The 20,043-nt window shown below is 53.0% G+C and carries 15 protein-coding genes and 3 tRNA genes; 1 reads left to right on the top strand and 17 read right to left on the bottom strand.

Annotated elements, in window-relative coordinates; genetic code table 11:
- Window positions 1-393: 393 nt before the first annotated feature.
- The 4 genes from H7F31_RS17900 to H7F31_RS17885 all read right to left on the bottom strand — a co-directional run bounded on the left by H7F31_RS17900 (window position 394) and on the right by H7F31_RS17885 (window position 960).
- A tRNA-Leu gene (locus H7F31_RS17900) sits at window positions 394-479 on the bottom strand.
- Window positions 480-504: 25 nt separating this feature from the next.
- Window positions 505-581, bottom strand: a tRNA-Ile gene (locus H7F31_RS17895).
- A 33-nt stretch (window positions 582-614) separates the two neighbouring features.
- Window positions 615-691: transfer RNA gene (locus H7F31_RS17890), tRNA-Met, on the bottom strand.
- Window positions 692-786: 95 nt separating this feature from the next.
- On the bottom strand, window positions 787-960 hold the full coding sequence (locus tag H7F31_RS17885) for a hypothetical protein (protein ID WP_179215494.1): 174 nt from the start codon (window positions 958-960) through the stop codon (window positions 787-789).
- A gap of 163 nt (window positions 961-1,123) precedes the next feature.
- Between H7F31_RS17885 and H7F31_RS17880 the strand changes: the two genes are divergently transcribed.
- Window positions 1,124-1,639: a 2'-5' RNA ligase family protein gene (locus tag H7F31_RS17880; protein WP_187099881.1), complete on the top strand. Its 516-nt coding sequence runs from the start codon at window positions 1,124-1,126 to the stop codon at window positions 1,637-1,639.
- 90 nt (window positions 1,640-1,729) lie between these two features.
- Here the strand turns inward: H7F31_RS17880 and H7F31_RS17875 are convergent, their stop codons facing one another.
- The 13 genes from H7F31_RS17875 to pyrR form a co-directional block, all read right to left on the bottom strand.
- A complete protein-coding gene (locus H7F31_RS17875; protein ID WP_187099880.1) occupies window positions 1,730-3,277 on the bottom strand; it encodes an ABC transporter substrate-binding protein in 1,548 nt (515 codons plus the stop codon).
- Entirely contained in the window at window positions 3,264-4,169 is a 906-nt protein-coding gene (locus tag H7F31_RS17870; RefSeq protein WP_087567718.1) for an ABC transporter ATP-binding protein, read from the bottom strand. Before H7F31_RS17870 ends, H7F31_RS17875 begins: the two co-directional genes overlap by 14 nt.
- A 6-nt stretch (window positions 4,170-4,175) precedes the next feature.
- On the bottom strand, window positions 4,176-7,073 hold the full coding sequence (locus H7F31_RS17865) for an ABC transporter permease (protein ID WP_187099879.1): 2,898 nt from the start codon (window positions 7,071-7,073) through the stop codon (window positions 4,176-4,178).
- A 3-nt stretch (window positions 7,074-7,076) separates the two neighbouring features.
- Window positions 7,077-8,144: an efflux RND transporter periplasmic adaptor subunit gene (locus tag H7F31_RS17860; protein WP_187099878.1), complete on the bottom strand. Its 1,068-nt coding sequence runs from the start codon at window positions 8,142-8,144 to the stop codon at window positions 7,077-7,079.
- Window positions 8,110-8,898: an ABC transporter ATP-binding protein gene (locus tag H7F31_RS17855; RefSeq protein ID WP_261800035.1), complete on the bottom strand. Its 789-nt coding sequence runs from the start codon at window positions 8,896-8,898 to the stop codon at window positions 8,110-8,112. Before H7F31_RS17855 ends, H7F31_RS17860 begins: the two co-directional genes overlap by 35 nt.
- 144 nt (window positions 8,899-9,042) lie before the next feature.
- A complete protein-coding gene (locus tag H7F31_RS17850) occupies window positions 9,043-10,773 on the bottom strand; it encodes a methyl-accepting chemotaxis protein (RefSeq protein ID WP_187099877.1) in 1,731 nt (576 codons plus the stop codon).
- Between the two features lie 170 nt (window positions 10,774-10,943).
- On the bottom strand, window positions 10,944-11,591 hold the full coding sequence (gene pyrE, locus H7F31_RS17845) for an orotate phosphoribosyltransferase (protein ID WP_315970501.1): 648 nt from the start codon (window positions 11,589-11,591) through the stop codon (window positions 10,944-10,946).
- Complete coding sequence (gene pyrF / locus H7F31_RS17840) at window positions 11,584-12,318, bottom strand: orotidine-5'-phosphate decarboxylase (protein WP_187099876.1); 735 nt, start codon at window positions 12,316-12,318, stop codon at window positions 11,584-11,586. The genes pyrE and pyrF overlap by 8 nt, the downstream gene beginning before the upstream one ends.
- Before the next feature lie 23 nt (window positions 12,319-12,341).
- Window positions 12,342-15,569, bottom strand: a complete 3,228-nt coding sequence (gene carB, locus H7F31_RS17835) for a carbamoyl-phosphate synthase large subunit (RefSeq protein WP_187099875.1) — start codon at window positions 15,567-15,569, stop codon at window positions 12,342-12,344.
- On the bottom strand, window positions 15,556-16,701 hold the full coding sequence (locus H7F31_RS17830; RefSeq protein WP_187099874.1) for a carbamoyl phosphate synthase small subunit: 1,146 nt from the start codon (window positions 16,699-16,701) through the stop codon (window positions 15,556-15,558). Before H7F31_RS17830 ends, carB begins: the two co-directional genes overlap by 14 nt.
- Window positions 16,702-16,821: 120 nt before the next feature.
- On the bottom strand, window positions 16,822-18,108 hold the full coding sequence (locus H7F31_RS17825; protein ID WP_187099873.1) for a dihydroorotase: 1,287 nt from the start codon (window positions 18,106-18,108) through the stop codon (window positions 16,822-16,824).
- A gap of 95 nt (window positions 18,109-18,203) precedes the next feature.
- Window positions 18,204-19,106 carry an aspartate carbamoyltransferase catalytic subunit gene (locus H7F31_RS17820; RefSeq protein WP_187099872.1) on the bottom strand — a complete coding sequence of 301 codons (903 nt, stop codon included), beginning with the start codon at window positions 19,104-19,106 and terminating at the stop codon, window positions 18,204-18,206.
- A gap of 6 nt (window positions 19,107-19,112) precedes the next feature.
- Entirely contained in the window at window positions 19,113-19,685 is a 573-nt protein-coding gene (gene pyrR, locus H7F31_RS17815) for a bifunctional pyr operon transcriptional regulator/uracil phosphoribosyltransferase PyrR (RefSeq protein WP_187099871.1), read from the bottom strand.
- Window positions 19,686-20,043 lie beyond the last annotated feature (358 nt).

Here is a 20,043-nt window from a genome sequence, read left to right as displayed (position 1 = left end):
AGTCTTCCGAGTACGTCTCGATAGTAGATGAGCGTACCTCCGGATAAGTTACGAATCTTACAGTGTCGTAGAAACGTGCTCTCCGCTACTTCGAAACTTTCCGCCTCGGCTGGTAATTTAGTCGCGCCGCTCCCACTAACGGCAATAGTATTTCTCCGTCTAATTCCGCTTTGATTCCGGATAATAAAAAGACACCTCTTCCGCGTGTATTTCGGTTTAAACCGAATATTGCGCGGTTATAAGGTGTCTCTTGAGCGACCATTTACATAGCAGCCGCGTCAGGATTTGTGTTTTACGGTTCGTATTTTTCTGATATAATACCGTATATGTAACGTCTGCTTTCGCCTGGCTTAGCGTTGGCAAACCGCATAATTACGGGATTTTTTCGAGAAGTGCCGAGGACCGGGATCGAACCGGTACGGTAGTCACCTACCGCAGGATTTTAAGTCCTGTGCGTCTGCCAATTCCGCCACCCCGGCAGGATAGCAAAGTTTGTGTGAAAAATGGTGGGCCCTGAGGGACTCGAACCCCCGACCAATCGGTTATGAGCCGACCGCTCTAACCAACTGAGCTAAGGGCCCTCGAAGACGTTATAATAACGTTATAGTCGAGTTTGGTTGCGGGGGCAGGATTTGAACCTGCGGCCTTCGGGTTATGAGCCCGACGAGCTACCGAGCTGCTCCACCCCGCGAAATTGTCCACTTTCAACACCACATCTTTAATGGCGACATCAATTAATATACTACAGGTGAACCTTTCCAGTCAAGCATTAGTTTTATAAAAAATTCACGGTAAAAATCGCACGCCATATCTGCCTCTCTTGGAACGGAATACTTCTACCTCGCGAGGGCAGTCATAACCGTAGATCCACCAATCATTTTCCATCCGCCTGACCAAGCAGCCCGCTTGAAATTTAGTCTCATATAAACGCAGCCAATATACCCATTGTATCTTCATCATGATGCCCTCCCGCTGTTCGACGAGTAATATGCAGTTAGTTTACCCCAAAGCCGGAAATCCATTGCATCTTGATTACAATCGTCCGTTGCCAGAAGTTCTTAGTAAAGCTGTCTAATGGGTATACTATTAGAAATAACCACCTGCCGAAAAGGAGTTGATCAGAATGCTGTTCGGTATTTGCGTCTTTCCCGAGAAAAACGTCCAGGACGAAGCAAATAAATGGCGAATTCGCCATGATCCCCACTATTGCAATATTCCGCCTCATATGACGATCCGGGAAGCCGAAGAATGGGATGAATCCACTTTAAAGCTTGCTGTCGATCATCTGTCCAAGACGACTGCGTCATTAAGTCCTTTCAAGGTCACATTTAATCGGGTATCCACGTTTTTTCCTGTTACGCCGACGCTCTATTTCGCCCTGGAGGACCCCGCTCCTGTCTTGACGCTTCAAGAGACCATCTGCACCGGTCAGCTGGCACAGACGCTCCACAATTACGTCTACACACCCCATATTACGATTGGCAGGAATATGCCCCCGGGAGAGCTGCATGACCTGTACGGCAACCTGAGAATGAAGCAGATGAAACTTACAACGATTATCGATCGCGTTCATTTGCTCTACCAGACGGAGCAAGGTGGCTGGACCGCTTACCAGTCTTTTCAGCTCCACGATAGTTAAATCTCCATGAAAAAATATCCTCAAGAAAAAAATCCCCATGCACAAGGCTAACATGTGCATGGGGATTTCGATTAAACTCTCACGATCCGCTTACTCAGCGACTACAGCTTCTTCAACCGTTGCCTCGACTTTGACGTCATCTAAAGGTCTCGGAATGCCGACGCCGCCGCCTTCGCCCATCTCGGATTGTCCGGCGAGGATCGCGTTGCCTCGTGTCTCCCACTCGGCCAGGGCCGCTTTTGTCTCCATGGTGCCTTCAAGCACCTTCTGGAACATTTCGTAACCAATTTGACGCGCTTCCCAGATACCTGGCTTTTCACGGTAAATCGCTTCTTCATTGACAGAGGATGGCGGGAGCGGCTTCAGAAGCGTGAAGGCATCGATATTGTACGTCATGCCGCCTACCGGCTTCAGGAATTCCTTACGAGCTACAAGTTCGTAGTTGCTTCTGGATTTCAGCTTTGCCCAATCTCTGCTATTGGAGAACTTGATAAAGTCCCAAGCACCGTCCGGATTCTGAGCTTTCGTATTAATCGCCATCAACTGACTCAAATTGATGTTGCCGCCGGAATCGACATTGGTCGGATGAGTTGGTACCGTGACGACGTCCCAGTCTACCATCTCGAAGTCCTTGATGCTTGCAGCGTTATCGCTGAATTTCTTTAATTCGCTGACGTAATAAGATTCGCTGATCATCATCGCTACTTTGCCTTGCACGAACAGATCGCCGTAGAACGGATCATTGCCGCCCCCTTGGGCGATTTTTTCGTACATCTGATTGATGAACTCTTGATCCGGTACAATTTTTTCTTTATACAGACCAGACACAGTGTCGAATACTTCAGCCCATTGATCGCTGTTGACAAGCATTTTTTCGCCTTTGTCATCCCATGTTCTTAGTTGAAGCGCAGTGCTATAGTTCTGCACATCATTAAAGCCGTCGGAATTCCAGCGGTTGAACGAGAAGCCGAACGTACGGTCGGCCCCTTCGCCGTTTGCAAGCTGACGAGCTTTGGCGAATACGTCGTTCCAGCTCATTTTGTCAGTCGGCGGCTCAACACCCTTGTCTGCGAAGAGCTTTTTGTTGTAGTAGAGCGCAGAAGATGTGAATGTCGGAGTCAGAGCATAGATGCTGTTGTCTCCTGCCGCTTTAATTCCTTCGATAACCGTTGGGACATAATCGGTCAGGTCGAATTTATCCTGCGCAATGAGCGGGTCAAGCGGCTTAAGCAGGTTATCCTGCGTAAATCTTCTGAGCAGATTGTAATCGATGACCACGACGTCTACCGGATTCGTCCCTTCCATCAGCTTTTTCATTTCTTCGTAAGGATCAGGTTGATCAGCCGGCTTGCCAGGCTCCGAGGATTGCGTAAATCGTTGGTTGTCGTAATTGATCGCCCCAACGATCTCGAATGCGACATTCGGGTATTGGAATTCGAACATATCGGTATACTGCTGACGGAAGTACGGCTCATTGTCAGAACCGCCATACAAGACGCCAATACGCAGAACGCTGGTCTCTGCCCCGGAAGGATCGTTCCCGCCCGAACAAGCGGACAACATGCCCGCAGTCAATGTCAGCGACATGCCCAGCATAGTCCATCTGGAGAAACGTGATTGTTTACTAGGATTTATCATTGCCATTACCCCCCAATAATTTTGGCGAAGAGATGATAATCCGCTCTCCGTCGAATTCCATTGTTGCTTTATCCTTAATGCCCAGTGCAGTAAGAAATTCCTTGGGCACTTGCAGCCGCCCTACCCGGTCGACGACTACATAAGCTTCGTGCACGCCCGTCAGACCTTTCGCGGTCGGCTGCACGGAATCGGATCCATCTAGACCGATATTCGGATTCCGTTTAATAAATTCGGTGCTCGTTAGTCCATCTCGTATTGCAACAACCCGATCGACCTTGCTTGCAAGCGTCATGTCATGCGTAACGATGACGATGGTGACGCCAATCTCGCGATTAAGCTTCCGGAAGATCCCCATGATCATATCCGACGTCGCGGTATCAACGGAGCCGGTCGGCTCATCCGCGAGCAGGAGCTTGGGACGATTGGACAAGGAGATGGCGATCGCCACGCGTTGCTGCTCGCCGCCCGACAATTGATGGAGCTTGTTGTACATCCGCTCCTTCAAGCCGACCCACTCCAGCAATTGCTTTGCATATTCGCGATCCACCTTGCCGGAAAGCATCATCGGCATCTCGACATTCTCAAGCGCCGTCAAGTAAGGCAGCAGGTTCCTGGCGTTGTTCTGCCAGATAAACCCTACGGTTTCGCGCTTGTATTGGACGAGTTCCTCTTCCGTAATTTTGAGCAAGTCCCAAGGTCCAACCTTTACCTGACCTGCCGAGGGACGGTCGAGCCCGCCCAGTGTATTCAGGAGCGTCGACTTGCCGCTGCCGCTGTTGCCGATGATCGCCATCAGCTCGCCATCCTCGACCGTCAAGTTCAAGCCTTGAAGCGCAACGACCTCGAGATCATCCGTTTTATAAATTTTGACTAACCCTTCGCAATGAATCATGGACCGTTAACGCTCCTCTCCCATCTTGACCGCTTGGTGTACCTTCAATCTTCGGATGTGCAGGAAGAGCAGCAACGCGCCTACGAACATCATAAAACCAACGACGTAGAACAACTGATTCGTATCGCTTGCCTCGAACACGACCCGGAAAGGCGGTACAGTCTCCGCGACGTTATCCGCAGTCTGCAGGAACGGCAGGAAGATCAAGCTGACGACTTTTCCGATCACGATTCCGAGAGCTATAGCAAGCCCCGCGGTGAACAACTGCTCCAGAAGCATCATACCGGTAAGCTGCTTACGCGACAAACCCATCGCTCGCAATACGCCGAACTGCACGACACGACCGGACAGATTAAAGAACCAATATAGAATGTATCCGGCAAGCGTGATCACGACGGATACAAGAAACCCTAAGCTCAGAATGCCGAATACCCCGCCGCGCGTCGGATGTTTGGACTCGGTTATGAGTTCGGTCCGTACATCATCTACAGACGCGAGCTCAATGCCTTCCTTCTGCAGCTTATCGACGATTGGCGCGACCAACGCATCCGGCTCCATCTTAAGCCATACTTCGTAAGGCATGATCGGAAGCTGGTCATAGATATAATCGAGATTCGTAATAATGAATGGCGATTTGTCCGGATACTGACTCGGCCAATAAGGCAGAATGCCTACTACCGAGAAATCGATCATGCCATCGGTGAAACCAACGGATACGGTGTCGCCCAGCTTAAGCTGATACTTCTCGGCAACTCCGGTCGGAATGATCGCAGCATGCTCCACTAGGCCAAGATTCGCCAGGTAGTGGAACGGATGCACCGGATACAGGTCATCCCGAAACCAGCCAACCTCGGAGAAGTCCTTGTTGTCGATGCCAAGAATGGTTCCTTGGCCGATCGACTTGCCGGAGATAACGACATTGCCCTTGGACTTCAGAACGCGGGCGGCCGCTTCCACGCCATCCAATGTCCGGAAGATCTCGAATGGCGGCTCGTTGTACAGAATACGTGTCGGCACTCCGCCTCCATTGCCGCCGCCGTTTCCTCCGCCGCCGGGGCTTCCTCCGTTGCCTCCGCCGCCGCCACCGTTGCCTCCGCCGCCGTTACCGCCATTGCCGCCGCTTGGCTGCGTTACTTCGGCGGTTCCGTCCCATACGGTCTGAATAATGACATCCGATCCGTATTTATATAGGGTGCGTTCGGTCGAGTTGAGATCAATCGTACGTGCGGCAGACGCATTGTATACGCCAAGACCGAGTGTCAGCACGAGTAAAATCATTAACGGGTAATACCCTTTGGACGATCTCGACAGCTGCGTCAGCGTCAAGTACAACGGCACGGGAAGGAACTTGCGACCGAGCCAGTTGAACAACTTGAGCAGCCATGGGAACAGCCTCAGGAAAAACAATCCTAACGCGAATATCGCCAACGCCGGCACAAAGAACAGAAACGGCTGCACATTAAGCTGATCCGTCGTCATGCCCGTCTGGAACGTCAGCATTTGACGTTCATTAAACATATACCATCCATAGCCAGCCGCCCCGAGCAGCAGCACGTCGAGGAACCAACGCTGCCAAACCGGCTTGCGGTCCGAACGCGCGAGCTCCTGCTTGTAGCTCACGATGGAGGAACGCGCGTAGATGACGGCCGGGATTACTGTGGCTAAAATAGCGAGCAATACCGCCGCGCAACCTGCGATGATGGCTTCCGTAGAAAAGCCGACCGGAATCGAAGCCCGGTTGACGAACGACAGGAAACCGTTGGCGGAGCCGATGCTTTTTGCCATGAACCAGCCGATAAAAGGTCCCGTTGCCAAAGCGACAGCACCTAGCATCAGCCCCTCCAGCAGATAAATCCATATGATCTGCCGCGTTCCTGCGCCTCGGCTTCGCAACACAGCGATGTCGCTGCGCTGTTTATCCAACGATTGGCGCGCATTCATCGCGATGAAGTAGAATACCATCGCAATCATCGGCGCGGCAAGCGTGAACAGCAATGTCTGAAGCTGCAAGCTTTGCTTGCGGAATTCCGTCAATGTGGACGCGAACGAAATTTCCACACGCGTATCTTTCATGCGCTGGTAGAGCTCGATGTTAAGTCGCTCCAGCGTTCTGCCAAGAGGAGACAATTGACTCGTCTTAACCTCGGACAGATCGAATGCGTAATACCAGCCGCCGTTATGCAGCGGTATGCCAAACTTCTCGAGCAGCACCTTGTGGAAGACGGCTTCGCTGACCTGCAGCGAGCCAAGCAGCCCTTCCAGACCTTGATACCAGTAAGGGTTAGCGGCATCGACTGGATTAAAGGCGCCGACGATCTTAACCCGCAACGTCAGGTTAAGCCCGCCGTATACCGGGTATTCGAATATATCGCCAATATGGATGTCGTTGCGGTACATCGCCTCCTCCATCATGACGGCTTCGATGATTTCTCCGTCCCCTGCTCCTTCGTCGAACCACTTGCCCTGCGCGATCTCGCCATGTTCGGCGAGGCCCGACATTGTCATCAGAGACAATTGCCTGTTGCGGCCCGCATCGACCTTGCTGGGATCCTCCGGTACAACATCGGAGCTGCGGATAGAATACGTCTTCTGGTACGTGTCATATGTAAAACCAATGCTTTGCGGAACTTCTTCTTTAATGTACCGCTCCAGTTCGGCCAATGCCGTCAGGTCCGTCTTCTCGCCCGGCGTGGATTGAAAACGCATGAGCAGCGAGCCTGCCGGCATGCCGGTGCTCTTTTCCTGCAGCGACTGGGCGACGACGCGCTTAAGCGCTCCGTCCGCATACATCGGAATGCTTGTCGCGAACGCGACCGCCATCGTAAGTCCCGCAAGCGTGCTTAACGTCAGCCATCTTGTATTCCACATCTTGCGGAATATGAATCGAAACAGCGGAATACCCATGTTTTATCGACCTACGACTTTCTGCCCCGGCTTCAGCCCCTGCAAGATTTCGATATCCGTTGCAGTCTGCTGGCCGACCTCGACGTCCACCTCGCGTTTGCCTTCATTATCGATAACTTGAACATAAGTGCGCGAACCGATGTTACGGAGAGTCGAAGGCGGAATAACGACTGCATTTTCCGTCCGTTTCGTAATGATATTAATGGAGATCGGCGTACCGCGCGCAATGTCTTTCGGCAATTCCGGGAGGTCAACAATCATAAAATCCTCGGGACGCTCCGGCTTGTTTTCCCCTTGAGGCGGATTGTTGCCGTTATTGCCTTCCGTCGTTTTCACCGGCATCTGCTTAACCGTTCCCTTGAAGTTGCCGACACTGCTGATCGTTACGACGGCTTCCATTCCCGGAGCAATCTTTTCGAGCTCCGTTTTCGTCAGCTTGGCCGCCGGCGTCATAAGAGCGGTATCCGCTACGATCGCGATCGGGGCGTAGGCTTTGATGACATCGCCCTTTTGCGCGCTTACCGACACAATTGTCCCCGAATAAGGGGCCACGATGGTCGCTTTTGCGATCTCTTCCTCCATGTCAACGAGCTTCTGACGTTTCTCCTCGAAGGCGATTTGTTTTTCCTCGAACTCCAGCGGCTCCATCTCGTCGCGCATCCGGAGCGTTTCCTTCATGGCATTCTCTTCGCGTTTGAACGCCAGTCTCTCATTGCGGAGCGTCTTCTTTAAATCCTCGACATCAAGCTCTCCAATGAGGTCTCCCGCTTGCACGGTATCGCCCGTTTTGACGTAGAGCTCTTTCAAGTGTTTGTTTTCGAGCGTAAAATATAACGTTTCTTCCTGGGTGGAAATCACTTTGCCGATGACCTGGACCTTCGTCTCCAGCGTCTTTGTCGTTACCTCGTATTCGGGCTTTTTCGAAATTTGAGGCGGAACGATCTCCGGCAGCACCTCCTCCGCTTTCTCGTCAGGCAATAGCGAGCATCCCCCTGCGAACACCAGCGATAAGCTCAGCGCGGCTATTATGGACTGTTTAGATAAACTTCCCGTCCACCATTTCATAGACATGGTCGGCAACCTCCAAAATCGTAGGATCATGTGTAGTCATGCAAATTGAGACGTTTTCTGTTGTGATGATATTTTGGAAAACCGACATGATTTGTGCGGACATTCCCGTATCCAGCTCTGCCGTTGGCTCATCGGCGAGCAGCAAGAGCGGCTTGTGAGCGATGGCCTTCGCGATAGCTACGCGTTGCTGCTCGCCGCCGGAAAGCTCGAATGGACGATGATGCATCCGCTTCTCCAGGCCGACCAGCTCAAGGCACTGCTCAACTCGACTCTTCCATTCCGACCTTGGCGTTCCCGCCATGCGAAGCGAGAGCTCAACGTTCTCCCAGGCAGACAGCAACGGCATTAACGCGAACGCTTGGAAAATAAAACCCATCTGCCTACGCCTTACATGGGTTCGCTCGTCGTCGCTCATTCGGCTGAAAGGAAGCCCATTAAATAGGATTTCTCCCTTGCTCGGCGTATCCAATCCTCCAAGGCAGTTGAGCAGCGTCGTTTTGCCCGAGCCAGAACGACCCTTCAGCATGACAAGCTGATTGGGCATAACGGACATCTGAATGCCCTTGAGGACATGCAGCGTATTGCTGCCAACCTGGAACATTCGTTCCACTTGGTTAACTAACAGCAATGGTCCGCCAGTTGCGCTATCTCCGCCCTGCTTATCTTGGGCAGAGTCAACGCTGCTGTTCGGAGTTTGCTCGATCATCTCTTGTTTCATCGTTTGCTGTTCCGTACCGGCATCCCCCTCCCGCATTCTCTATCTTCATATTTCTAATCTTACATCATAGACGGAATAGACCAAGAAAAAGTTACGCATCTTGGGCATTTATCCCTAACTTTTTTCGTTAGCAAAAAGAAGGCTGTTCCGCAGGGAATAACGGAACAGCATGATGCTCATCTATGCCTTCACTTTAAATTGGCCAACGGCCGCTCCCAGCTGATCCACGATATGATCCAGCGTGCGGGATGCGTCTGCAATATTGTCCGTCAGCGCCAGCTGCTCTTCCGTAGCAGCCGCTACGTTATCCGTTTTTTCCAGACTTGCGGCAGCCGTAGCCGCCGATTGTTCCGAAGACGCGCTTACCTGCTCGGAGCTCGCGGACATCTGCTCCGTTATCGTCGAGCTTTCCTGCAGCTGCTCCGTCATCTTGTTGACTGCGGCACTAATTGCATTTAAGCGGAGATTCAGCTGAGCGACGCGATTATTGCCATCCTCCACTTCAACAAGCGTTTGACGCATAACGTCCGAAGCGTTGGCGATCTCCCCTCTTGTTTCCGTTACGAGATCGTTAATACCTTCCGCAGATGCGAGAGAGCTTGCGGCAAGCTTGCGAATCTCGCCGGCAACGACTGCAAAGCCTTTGCCATGTTCGCCGGCGCGAGCCGCTTCGATGGATGCGTTAAGCGACAGAATGTTCGTTTGGTTCGAGAAAGTCGTAATGTTTTCCGCGATGGAGCCGATCTGTCCGGAACGTTTCTCGAGCGTTTCAATAATACCGGAGAGGCGATGAATGACATCAACCATGCCTTGCATACGTTCTTCCAGACGTTTCAGCGCTTCACGGCCTTCGTCTGCTTCTATCGAAGTGGAAGCGGAGTGATCCGCCATAGTCGACGTATTTTCCGCGATGCGGCCGATGCCAACCGTCATCTCTTCGATGGCGCGAGAAGTCTCTGCAGCACCCCGTGCCTGCATCTCTGAATTTTGCGTAACTTCCGCGATTTGTCCCGCCACATGCTCCGATGCCGCCGCGGACTCCGATGCTGCGATCGATAAGCGCGTGGAGGAACTTTTAACTTCGGAGGCGTTCTTGACGACGCCCGAGATCAATCCATGCATCCTCTCGATCATGTCGTCCACGGAATGGAGGATCCGCCCAAGCTCGTCTTTGCCATACTTGGCGGCGCGCGGCGATGTCAGGTCTCCTTGGCTCACCAGGTTGGTCTTTTCGAGTACTTTTCTGATCGTAGAGGTCATCGCGCGCGTAATCAGGATCAGCATAACGAGAAGCAGCAAAGTAACGACGATGACAGCGACAAACGTAAAGAGCTGCGAGGAGTCCAGGTTTGATTCGATCTCCTCCATCTTCTCGTCCGCAAAGGCTTCAATGTTCTTCACGACTTCGTCTACGCCGGTGCGGGCGGTCTGGAACAAGGAGTCGACTTCCGGATTTACGGCAAGCGGTTTGCCGTCATTTGCTGCCGCAGAAGCCGCCGAAAACCATGCGTTATAGTTGTCATCAAACGAATTCAAAATGTCGCCGACTTTCGCAGCGGATTCTCCTTTGTCCAGTTGGAGCAATCCAGCGGATTCCATCAACGTCTTCGCGGAAGCGACTCTCTCGATTGCTTGATCCTTGTTCGCAATCATCTCTTCATTCATCGTTTTTAGCGAGGCCGCGTCCAACGCGCCCGATTCGATCAGAAGATAAGCATTGTTGGCTTGATAGAGATCGCGGTCTGCATTAAGCATGAGCCTGCTAACCTGATTGGAGGTTTCGTGTATGGACGACTTCATATCGTCGAATACTTTCCGTTGCTCTCCCAAAAGCATAAGTCCGGTCATCGTATAAAAAAACAAAGGAACAGCTGCCAAAATAACCAATTTTAAACCAACTGAAATTTTCATATTCGTCTCTCTCCTCGTCTTATTACCGATACTTATTTATCGGATAAAACGAAGGCAATATGTAACAGCTACCCTAAACTTTTTAAATTTTATTTGTCGAAAAAAAACGTTCCGGCTCTCATCCGGAACGTTCTTTATTTCGGGTGTTTCAACAACGGCAGAGAATATCGTTACTTCCCGAACGATTGAGGGTTTTGTCGCCATGATTGAAGCGTCGCTACATCAGCTTCTTCCACGAGCCCTTGCTGCGCCGCTTCTTGAATAAGCGCCGAGTAATTCGACAGCGTCTCAAGCTGGAATCCATCATCTTCGAACGACTTTGCGGCGGAATCAAATTGATACGTAAAGATCGCGAGTACAGCCAGCACTTCGCCGCCCGCTTCACGAACGGCTTGAGCCGCCTTCAGCGAGCTGCCGCCCGTCGAGATAAGGTCTTCAATGACGATAACCTTCTGACCTTCGGCGATGCGGCCTTCGATCTGATTCTGTTTGCCATGTCCCTTCGCCTTATCGCGAATGTATGCCATAGGCAGGTTCAGCTTCTGCGATACCCAAGCGGCATGAGGAATGCCCGCTGTCGACGTACCCGCAATGATCGCTGCATCTTGATAACGCTCGCGTATGATCGTCGCGAATCCCTCCGCGATCATATCGCGAATCTCGGGATAACCCATCGTCAAGCGGTTATCGCAATAGATCGGCGACTTGAGACCCGATGTCCATGTAAACGGTTCGTTCGGACGAAGCGCAACGGCTCCAATCTTCAGCAGGCTCTTCGCGATTTCTTGGGGCAAATTCGATAATGTCAGCTTAGTCAACTGCAATCAGCTCCTCGATGATAGATTCAATCGCGGCGCGCGGCTCCGGCGACGCCGTTATCGGTCTTCCGATAACCATGTAATCCGTGCCTTGGCGTAATGCCTCGCCCGGTGTCATGATGCGGGATTGGTCTCCGACATCAGAACCGGCAGGACGTATGCCAGGCGTTACCGTGACGAAATTACCGCCGCAAGCGGACTTGATCGCGACGACCTCGGACGGTGAAGCGACAACGCCTTGCAGACCTGCCGTTCTCGCAAACTCTGCATAACGAATGACCGACTCTTCCACTGGGCCGGGTATGCCAATCTGTTCGTTCATAACAGAGACGCTCGTGCTCGTAAGCTGCGTCACCGCGATGACCGCTGGCGCGGTACTGCCGCTAGGGAGCGCTGCTTGAACGCCTTCCATCGCAGCCTCCATCATGGCTGTGCCGCCGCCTGCATGGACATTAAACATATCGATGCCCAGCTTCGTTACGCTGCTCGCTCCGCCTTTGACGGTATTCGGTATATCGTGCATTTTGACATCCAGGAAGACGTAATACCCGCGTTTCTTAAGGCTCTCCACAAAGGATGGGCCTGCAGCATAAAACAGCTGCAAACCCACCTTCATATAACAGGGAATGCCCTTCAGCTCCTCGATCAGTCGTTCGGCCGCCGCGGCGTCCGGATAATCCAGAGCCACCATGATGCGTTTCGCGGCCTGTTCGCTTGTCAGCTTCATCTGCGATTCCCCCTATTTACTTGTTATTTGCCGGATTTGCTCAGCACAGGCATGGCATGGGACGAGAAGTTGATCGTCTCCATCATGCGGAGAAGCGCACGGACCGTATCCAGCGATGTCATGCAAACGACTCCGTTCTCGACTGCTTCGCGGCGTATGCGGAAGCCGTCGCGCTCAGGCGTCTTGCCTTTCGTCAGCGTATTGACGACGAATTGCGCTTTGCCTTCGCGGACCATGTCAAGAATGTTCGGCGAACCTTCGCTCAGCTTGTTCACGCGTTGCACATACAAGCCAGCCGCTTCCAGCGCATCCGCCGTACCGCCGGTTGCCATAATTTTATAACCGATTTGGTTGAAGCCTCGAAGCAGCTCCACCGCTTCTTCTTTGTCCTTGTCGGCTACGGTAGCGATGATGGTTCCGGATGTCGGAATTTTCATGCCTGCGCCGATGAGACCTTTGTACAGAGCTTTCGCATACTGCACGTCGCGTCCCATTACTTCGCCCGTCGACTTCATCTCCGGAGTCAGCGTCGGGTCTACGCGGCGCAGCTTGGCGAAGGAGAAGACCGGCACCTTGACGGAGACGTATTCGTCTTCCGGCCACAGACCGTCCACATAGCCCTGGGAAGCAAGCGTAGTACCGAGAATCGCTTTGGTCGCCAGGTTCGCCATCGGCAGGTTCGTCACTTTACTCAGGAACGGAACCGTACGGGACGAACGCGGGTTAACCTCGATCACATACACTTTCTCATTGTGAATAACGTATTGGATGTTAACGAGACCGATGACCTCGAGTTCTTTGGCGATCTTGATTGTAGTGTCAACGATCTGCTGCTTGATGTCATCCGAGAGCGATTGCGGCGGGTAGACCGCAATGGAGTCGCCGGAGTGAACGCCTGCGCGCTCGACATGCTCCATAATGCCCGGGATCAGAACCGTTTCTCCGTCGCAGATCGCGTCGACTTCCGCTTCCTTGCCCATCATGTAGCGGTCGATAAGGACCGGATGCTCCGGATTGATCTTCACGGCTACTTCCATGTAGTTTAGCAGTTCCTCATCGGAGTAGACGATTTCCATAGCCCGTCCGCCCAGAACGTACGATGGACGTACAAGCACCGGATAACCGAGCTTCTGTGCCGTTACAACCGCTTCTTCGACCGATGTTACCGTGCTGCCTTCCGGTTGCGCGATGTTCAGCTTGCGAAGCAGCGCTTCGAACTTCTTGCGGTCTTCCGCCGCGTCGATGCTCTCCAGGCTGGAGCCCAAAATACGTACGCCTGCTTTAACCAGAGGCGCAGCAAGGTTGATTGCGGTTTGGCCGCCGAATTGCACGATTACTCCGATCGGATTCTCTTGTTCGATGACGTTCATAACGTCCTCGAAGAAAAGCGGTTCGAAGTAGAGGCGGTCGGAAGTGCTGAAGTCCGTCGACACCGTCTCCGGGTTGTTATTGATAATAACAGCTTCGTACCCCGCGTTCTGGATCGCCCACACCGCGTGAACGGTCGAATAGTCGAACTCGATGCCTTGACCGATCCGAATTGGGCCGGAGCCGAGCACGAGAACCTTTTGTTTAGTCGTCTCCGTCACTTCGTTCTCCACCTCGTAAGTGGAGTAGTAGTACGGTGTAGTCGCTTCGAACTCGGCCGCGCACGTATCAACCATCTTGTAGACCGGCTTCAGTCCATTCTGCAAACGGAATGCGCGAACCTCCGCCTCTGTTGTATGGCTTCCGTTCGGGAACCCTTCTTTGCGGATTTCCGCGATGGAGCGGTCGGAGAATCCTTTGCGCTTCGCTTCGTACAGGGTTCCTGCCGACAGCGTTGCTTCCTTGCGCAGACGGTCTTCGAATGCCACGATGGACTCGATTTTGTCAAGGAACCACCAGTCGATTTTCGTGATGTCCTGAATCTCTTGCAGGGAGAAACCGCGGCGGAATGCTTCCGCTACGAGGAACATACGCTCGTCATCCGGCTTCTCCAGGCGATTGCGCAGTACCGACTCTTCCAGAGAACCCGCTTCCTTGAGATGCAGACGGTGAGCGCCGATCTCCAGTGAACGAACTGCTTTATGGATGGATTCTTCGAAGGTGCGGCCGATGGCCATAACTTCGCCGGTAGCTTTCATCTGCGTTCCGAGCTTGCGGTTGGCGCTAACGAACTTGTCGAACGGCCAGCGCGGAATTTTCGATACGATATAGTCGAGCGTCGGCTCGAAGCATGCATAGGTTTGGCCCGTAACCGGGTTAACCAGCTCATCCAGCGTATAGCCTACCGCGATCTTGGCAGCCATCTTGGCGATCGGATATCCCGTCGCTTTGGAAGCCAGCGCGGAGGAACGGCTTACACGCGGATTTACTTCGATGACGTAGTATTGAAAGCTGTGCGGATCCAGCGCGAACTGCACGTTGCAGCCGCCTTCGATATTGAGCGCGCGGATGATCTTAAGCGACGCGGAACGAAGCATCTGGTACTCGCGGTCGGACAACGTCTGCGAAGGGGCAACTACGATGCTGTCGCCCGTGTGCACGCCGACCGGGTCGAAGTTCTCCATGTTGCAGACGACGATGCAGTTGTCGTTCGCGTCGCGCATCACTTCGTATTCGATTTCCTTCATGCCGGCGATCGACTTCTCGATGAGACACTGGCTGATCGGGCTGTAGCGAATACCGGAAGCCACGATTTCGCGAAGCTCTTCTTCGTTCGCGCAAATGCCTCCGCCCGTTCCGCCAAGCGTGTAGGCAGGCCGAACAATGATTGGATATCCGATGGAGTTCGCGAAGTCGACGGCGTCTTCTACCGTCGTAACGATCTCGCTCTCAGGCACCGGCTGCTCCAGCTCGCGCATCAGATCGCGGAACAAGTCGCGGTCTTCCGCTTTCTCGATGGCGATAAGCTGCGTGCCGAGAAGCTTGACGTTCTCGCGCTCCAATACGCCTGCACGCGCCAGTTCTACGGCCATGTTAAGGCCGGTTTGACCGCCCAGCGTCGGCAGCAAGCCGTCAGGACGTTCCTGGCGAATGATTTGGGAGACGAACTCCAGCGTGATCGGTTCGATATAAACCTTATCCGCCATGTTCGTGTCGGTCATGATCGTAGCCGGGTTGCTGTTAATAAGCACAACCTCGTAGCCTTCTTCTTTTAGCGCCTGGCAAGCTTGCGTACCGGCATAGTCGAACTCCGCCGCTTGTCCGATCACGATCGGCCCGGAGCCGATCACGAGAATTTTTTTCAATTCATTATTTCTGGGCATACTCAAGCTCTCCTTTCAACGTCTCCGACAAGACGGCTTGACGAGGTTTTTGCGGGTTGTTTTTTTTGTGCTCGCGGATCATCTCAAGGAATTCGTCGAACAGGTAGCTGGAATCGAACGGACCAGGCGCTGCCTCCGGATGATATTGAACGGAGAAGGCTGGGTGCACGTTATGCTTCAAGCCTTCGATTGTTTTGTCATTGTTGTTGATGTGCGTCACTGTCAGCTGAGTGCCGTGAACCGTATGGTCAAGCACCGTATAGCCATGATTCTGCGATGTAATGTAGCAGCGGTTTGTGGCAAGCTCCTTGACAGGATGGTTGCCGCCGCGATGACCGAATTTCAGCTTGCCCGTATCTGCTCCACAAGCCAGCGCGAACAGCTGATGACCAAGGCAGATGCCGAAGATCGGGAATTCGCCGACCAGCTCGGAGATCATCTTAACGGCATGCGGAACGTCTTTCGGGTCCCCAGGACCGTTGGACAGCTGAATGCCGTCCGGCGCCAGACGGCGAATCTCGTCTGCAGTAGTGTCGTGCGGAACTACGACCACATCGCAGCCGCGCTGCGTCAATTCTCGCAGAATGCCGTTTTTGGAGCCGAAATCGACCAACACGATGCGCTCACGGTTGCCAGGGCTCATAAATACATTCTTCGTGGACGTACGAGCCACTTGATCTCTGAGCAGCTGAGATGCGCCGAGACGCTCGGCAAGCTCTTCGACTCGCTCATTGCCTGTTGTAATGAGGCCCTTCATCACGCCGTGGTGACGAATCTTGCGAGTAAGCATGCGTGTATCAATATCGCTGATTCCCGGAACACCGTATTCCTTAAGCAATTGTCCCATCGAATATTGCGCGCGCCAATTGCTCGGAACCGGCTCATGACGTCTTACGACCAATCCATGAATGAAAGGTCTCAGCGACTCGAAGTCATCGCGTGTAATCCCGTAGTTGCCGATCAATGGATATGTCATCGTTACAATTTGTCCGCAATAAGATGGATCGGAGATGACCTCTTGATAACCCGTAATCCCCGTATTAAACACGACCTCGCCCGTCATTTGCGCTTCTGCTCCGAAGGACAGACCGGTAAACAACGTTCCGTCTTCCAACAATAGTCTTGCTTGCATCCGCTTCACTCCTCAGCTGTTAGTAAGGTTGTTCAAAAAGTCCGCTTCCCATCACGAAGTATCCCAAGAAGCCTGCTCGACAACGAACTTTTGAACTCGATTAAAAATCTATATCCAAAGTTATTTCGACCAAACAATGTTTCCATTCACGATTGTCGTTACCGGCCAACCCTTTAGCTGCCATCCGCCGAAAGGCGTATTGCTGCTCTTGGACAGCGTATCCGTCGGGTCTACCGCTTTTTCCCTCTCCAGATCGACGATCGTGATGTCGGCAGGCGCCCCAACCTCCAGCCTTCCCGCGTTTAACCGGAACACGCGTGCAGGGTCCTTCGTCATTTTCTCCAGCAGGAATCCGAGACTCCAGCGTCCCGTCTCGACGAACTTCGTGTAGAGCAGAGGGAATGCCGTCTCGAAGCCAACGATCCCAAATGGCGCAAGATCAACTCCGCGAGCCTTCTCTTCTGCGCTGTGCGGCGCATGGTCGGTGACGATCATGTCGATCGTGCCGTCCTCCAGCCCCTCGATTACGGCTTGAACATCGCGCGGCGTGCGAAGAGGCGGGTTCATCTTCCAGTTAGCGTCATCGAGTCCCGGGATATCCTCATCCGACAAGATCAGGTGATGCGGGCAAACTTCTGCGGTAATTTTTGTACCGACCGACTTGGCCAGACGGATAAGTCTGACCGACTGCTCCGTGCTGACGTGGCAGACATGGTAATGAACGCCGGTAGCTTCGGCCAGCAGAGCGTCGCGGCCTACATGGATGGCTTCCGATTCGTTCGGGATCCCTTTGATGCCATGCTTGCGGGAGAACTCGCCCTCCGATGCCCAAGCGCCCTCCACTAGCGTATCATCCTCGCAATGTGCGATTACCGGCATGTCGAGCGATTGAGCCAGCGCCATCGCGTCTTTCATCATCTGCGCATTTTGTACGCCTACGCCGTCGTCCGTGAAACCGATCGCGCCTGCTTCCTTAAGAGCGGCGAAGTCGGTCAGCTCTCGACCCAGTTCGTTCTTGGTGATGGCTGCATAAGGCAGCACATTTACGATACCTGCATTTTTAGCTTTGTCGACCACATATTTGACCGTCTCCGGCTTATCGATGACCGGGCGCGTGTTCGGCATGCAGGCGATTGTTGTAAATCCGCCTTTGGCTGCCGATCGCGAGCCTGTAATGATGTCTTCCTTATGTTCGAAGCCCGGATCCCGCAAGTGTACATGCATGTCGATGAAACCTGCCGACACCAGCTTGCCTCCTGCGTCCACAACATCTGCCGAGCCAGTGTCGACATCCGATCCGCCATCGAGAAGCTCGGCAATGATGCCGTCCTCGATACGGATATGTTTGCTCTCGAGACGTTTTGTCCCTTCGTTCCAGACACTGCCGTTTTTAATCCATAATGCCATGTTGACATCTCCCTTCGACCCCAAAATCCGAATCTATCTCGCGCGCCTCCGAAGAGGCTCTTATAATGAAGCTGAACGGCTGACCAGCTGATTGACTAACTTATCGCCCGCTCCACAACCGCCATCCTTACCGGAACCCCGTTTTCCATCTGCGGGAAAATTCTCGATTGCGGATGCTCCACCAGCTCGTCGTCGATCTCCACGTTCCGATTTACTGGCGCCGGATGCATGATGATGGCATGAGAATTCATTCGCGAAGCACGTTCCGCCGTCATTCCGAACTGTTCGCGATAGGACTCCGCCGAGTTCAGCATGCCGCTCTCATGACGCTCCAGCTGTACGCGCAGCATCATGACGACATCGGCTTGAATCGCTTCTTCTATCGGAATATATGGTGCATCCAGCTCCATCGCTCTCATATTGTCCGGGGCGCAGAAGCTGACGTTCGCTCCCATCTTGCTAAGTCCGTACAAGTTGGAACGCGCTACTCGGCTATGCAGTATGTCACCGATAATGGATACGTTTAGTCCTTGCAGGCTGCTTCCAAAATGTTTGCGAATTGTATACATATCCAGCAGCGCCTGAGTCGGATGTTCATTATTGCCGTCGCCGGCGTTAATGAGCGGCACCTTGATCTTCTCGGCCAGTTCCGCGAGAACGCCGATCGGCTTTAGCCGGATAATGCCGACGTCTATGCCCATGGATTCCAGAGTGCGCACCGTATCGTATATCGACTCGCCCTTCTGCACGCTGGAAGCAGCAGCCGAGAAGTTGATCACTTCCGCCCCAAGCCTTTTCTCCGCGACTTCAAACGAAAAGCGTGTCCGCGTGCTGTTCTCGAAGAACATGTTTGCCGCGAATTTCCCGGCCATATGCGAGTGCACTTTGGATGGATGGTTCTCCCAGTATGCCGCCCGATCCAAAATACCTTCAATTTCCGACTTGTCGAGCTCTTTCAGACCGAGCATGCTGCGCTCCTTCAGTTGCGTTACCGTCATGCCGCTTTACCCCCTATGATGAATGATGGTCACTTGATCCTTCAAGTCGATCTCCTGAAGCGATACTTGGATTTGTTCTTGTTTGGAGGTTGGCACGTTTTTGCCGACAAAGTCCGGGCGGATGGGAAGTTCGCGATGGCCGCGGTCCACGAGCACGGCAAGTTGAATGCTGCGCGGTCTCCCGCAATCCATCAGCGCGTCCATGGCAGCCCTTATCGTACGTCCGGTATACAATACGTCGTCGAACAGTATGATCCGTTTGTCCTTCGTCCGGAAGGGGATTCCGTCAATCTCGCCGAGTGCAGCAGCCGATTCCATCTTGGCCGTCGCAACCGATTCATCTTGGCGATCGTCCCGATATTGCGTAATATCAAGTTCCCGTACCGGTACCGGCTTGCCTTCGATCTCGCCGATGCGTTCGGCTACCCGATTTGCGATGTAGATGCCGCGAGTCCGAATGCCGACGATTACGCAATCGTCAATGCCCTTGTTCTTCTCGACGATTTCATGAGCGATCCGCGTAAGCGCACGACGTATCGCCGTATCGTCCATAATGACCAGATGTTCTTCTTCTGCCATGTCCGCGCTCCTTTCTGCCTCGCCTCATCCGATGATTCCTTGTCGTCCAACATTTAGCGCGTCCCGACGTCGGTCATACAAAAAGACTCCATGCGAAGATGTCCGCAAGGAGTCTGTGACCAGTCGGGAAAAAATCGGAGCCCACCCGTCGCATTATGATTTCAAAAACACGAATGCGGGTGGATTGTCCAATTCCGTCCATTAATGACCAATATTCACGCTACCTTGCCAGCCTCTCGGGACTGAGTTAAAGGTTCTGCTTAGTATCATTGGAATTATCCCACGTTCGACAAGCATTGTCAATAGTCAATGCCATCATAGCCGATGTTGTCGAATGAAAACCGTTGGTTTTAGAAGT

This window comes from Paenibacillus sp. PAMC21692 (assembly GCF_014303795.1).
Classification (GTDB): Bacteria; Bacillota; Bacilli; order Paenibacillales; family Paenibacillaceae; genus Pristimantibacillus; species Pristimantibacillus agaridevorans.
The sequence above is the reverse complement of the archived record's forward strand: the minus strand, read 5'-3'. Positions and strand labels throughout refer to the sequence as shown.

Excerpts from the sequence above, each read along its gene's own strand:
- H7F31_RS17850 (WP_187099877.1), bottom strand. The coding sequence starts at position 10,773 with ATGAAAATTTCAGTTGGTTTAAAATTGGTTATTTTGGCAGCTGTTCCT.
- H7F31_RS17860 (WP_187099878.1), bottom strand. The coding sequence starts at position 8,144 with ATGTCTATGAAATGGTGGACGGGAAGTTTATCTAAACAGTCCATAATA.
- H7F31_RS17820 (WP_187099872.1), bottom strand. The coding sequence starts at position 19,106 with ATGACGGTAACGCAACTGAAGGAGCGCAGCATGCTCGGTCTGAAAGAG.
- H7F31_RS17865 (WP_187099879.1), bottom strand. The coding sequence starts at position 7,073 with ATGGGTATTCCGCTGTTTCGATTCATATTCCGCAAGATGTGGAATACA.
- H7F31_RS17875 (WP_187099880.1), bottom strand. The coding sequence starts at position 3,277 with ATGATAAATCCTAGTAAACAATCACGTTTCTCCAGATGGACTATGCTG.
- H7F31_RS17830 (WP_187099874.1), bottom strand. The coding sequence starts at position 16,701 with ATGCAAGCAAGACTATTGTTGGAAGACGGAACGTTGTTTACCGGTCTG.
- H7F31_RS17880 (WP_187099881.1), top strand. The coding sequence starts at position 1,124 with ATGCTGTTCGGTATTTGCGTCTTTCCCGAGAAAAACGTCCAGGACGAA.
- H7F31_RS17825 (WP_187099873.1), bottom strand. The coding sequence starts at position 18,108 with ATGGCATTATGGATTAAAAACGGCAGTGTCTGGAACGAAGGGACAAAA.
- H7F31_RS17870 (WP_087567718.1), bottom strand. The coding sequence starts at position 4,169 with ATGATTCATTGCGAAGGGTTAGTCAAAATTTATAAAACGGATGATCTC.
- carB (WP_187099875.1), bottom strand. The coding sequence starts at position 15,569 with ATGCCCAGAAATAATGAATTGAAAAAAATTCTCGTGATCGGCTCCGGG.
- pyrF (WP_187099876.1), bottom strand. The coding sequence starts at position 12,318 with ATGAAGCTGACAAGCGAACAGGCCGCGAAACGCATCATGGTGGCTCTG.
- H7F31_RS17885 (WP_179215494.1), bottom strand. The coding sequence starts at position 960 with ATGATGAAGATACAATGGGTATATTGGCTGCGTTTATATGAGACTAAA.
- pyrR (WP_187099871.1), bottom strand. The coding sequence starts at position 19,685 with ATGGCAGAAGAAGAACATCTGGTCATTATGGACGATACGGCGATACGT.
- H7F31_RS17855 (WP_261800035.1), bottom strand. The coding sequence starts at position 8,898 with ATGCGGGAGGGGGATGCCGGTACGGAACAGCAAACGATGAAACAAGAG.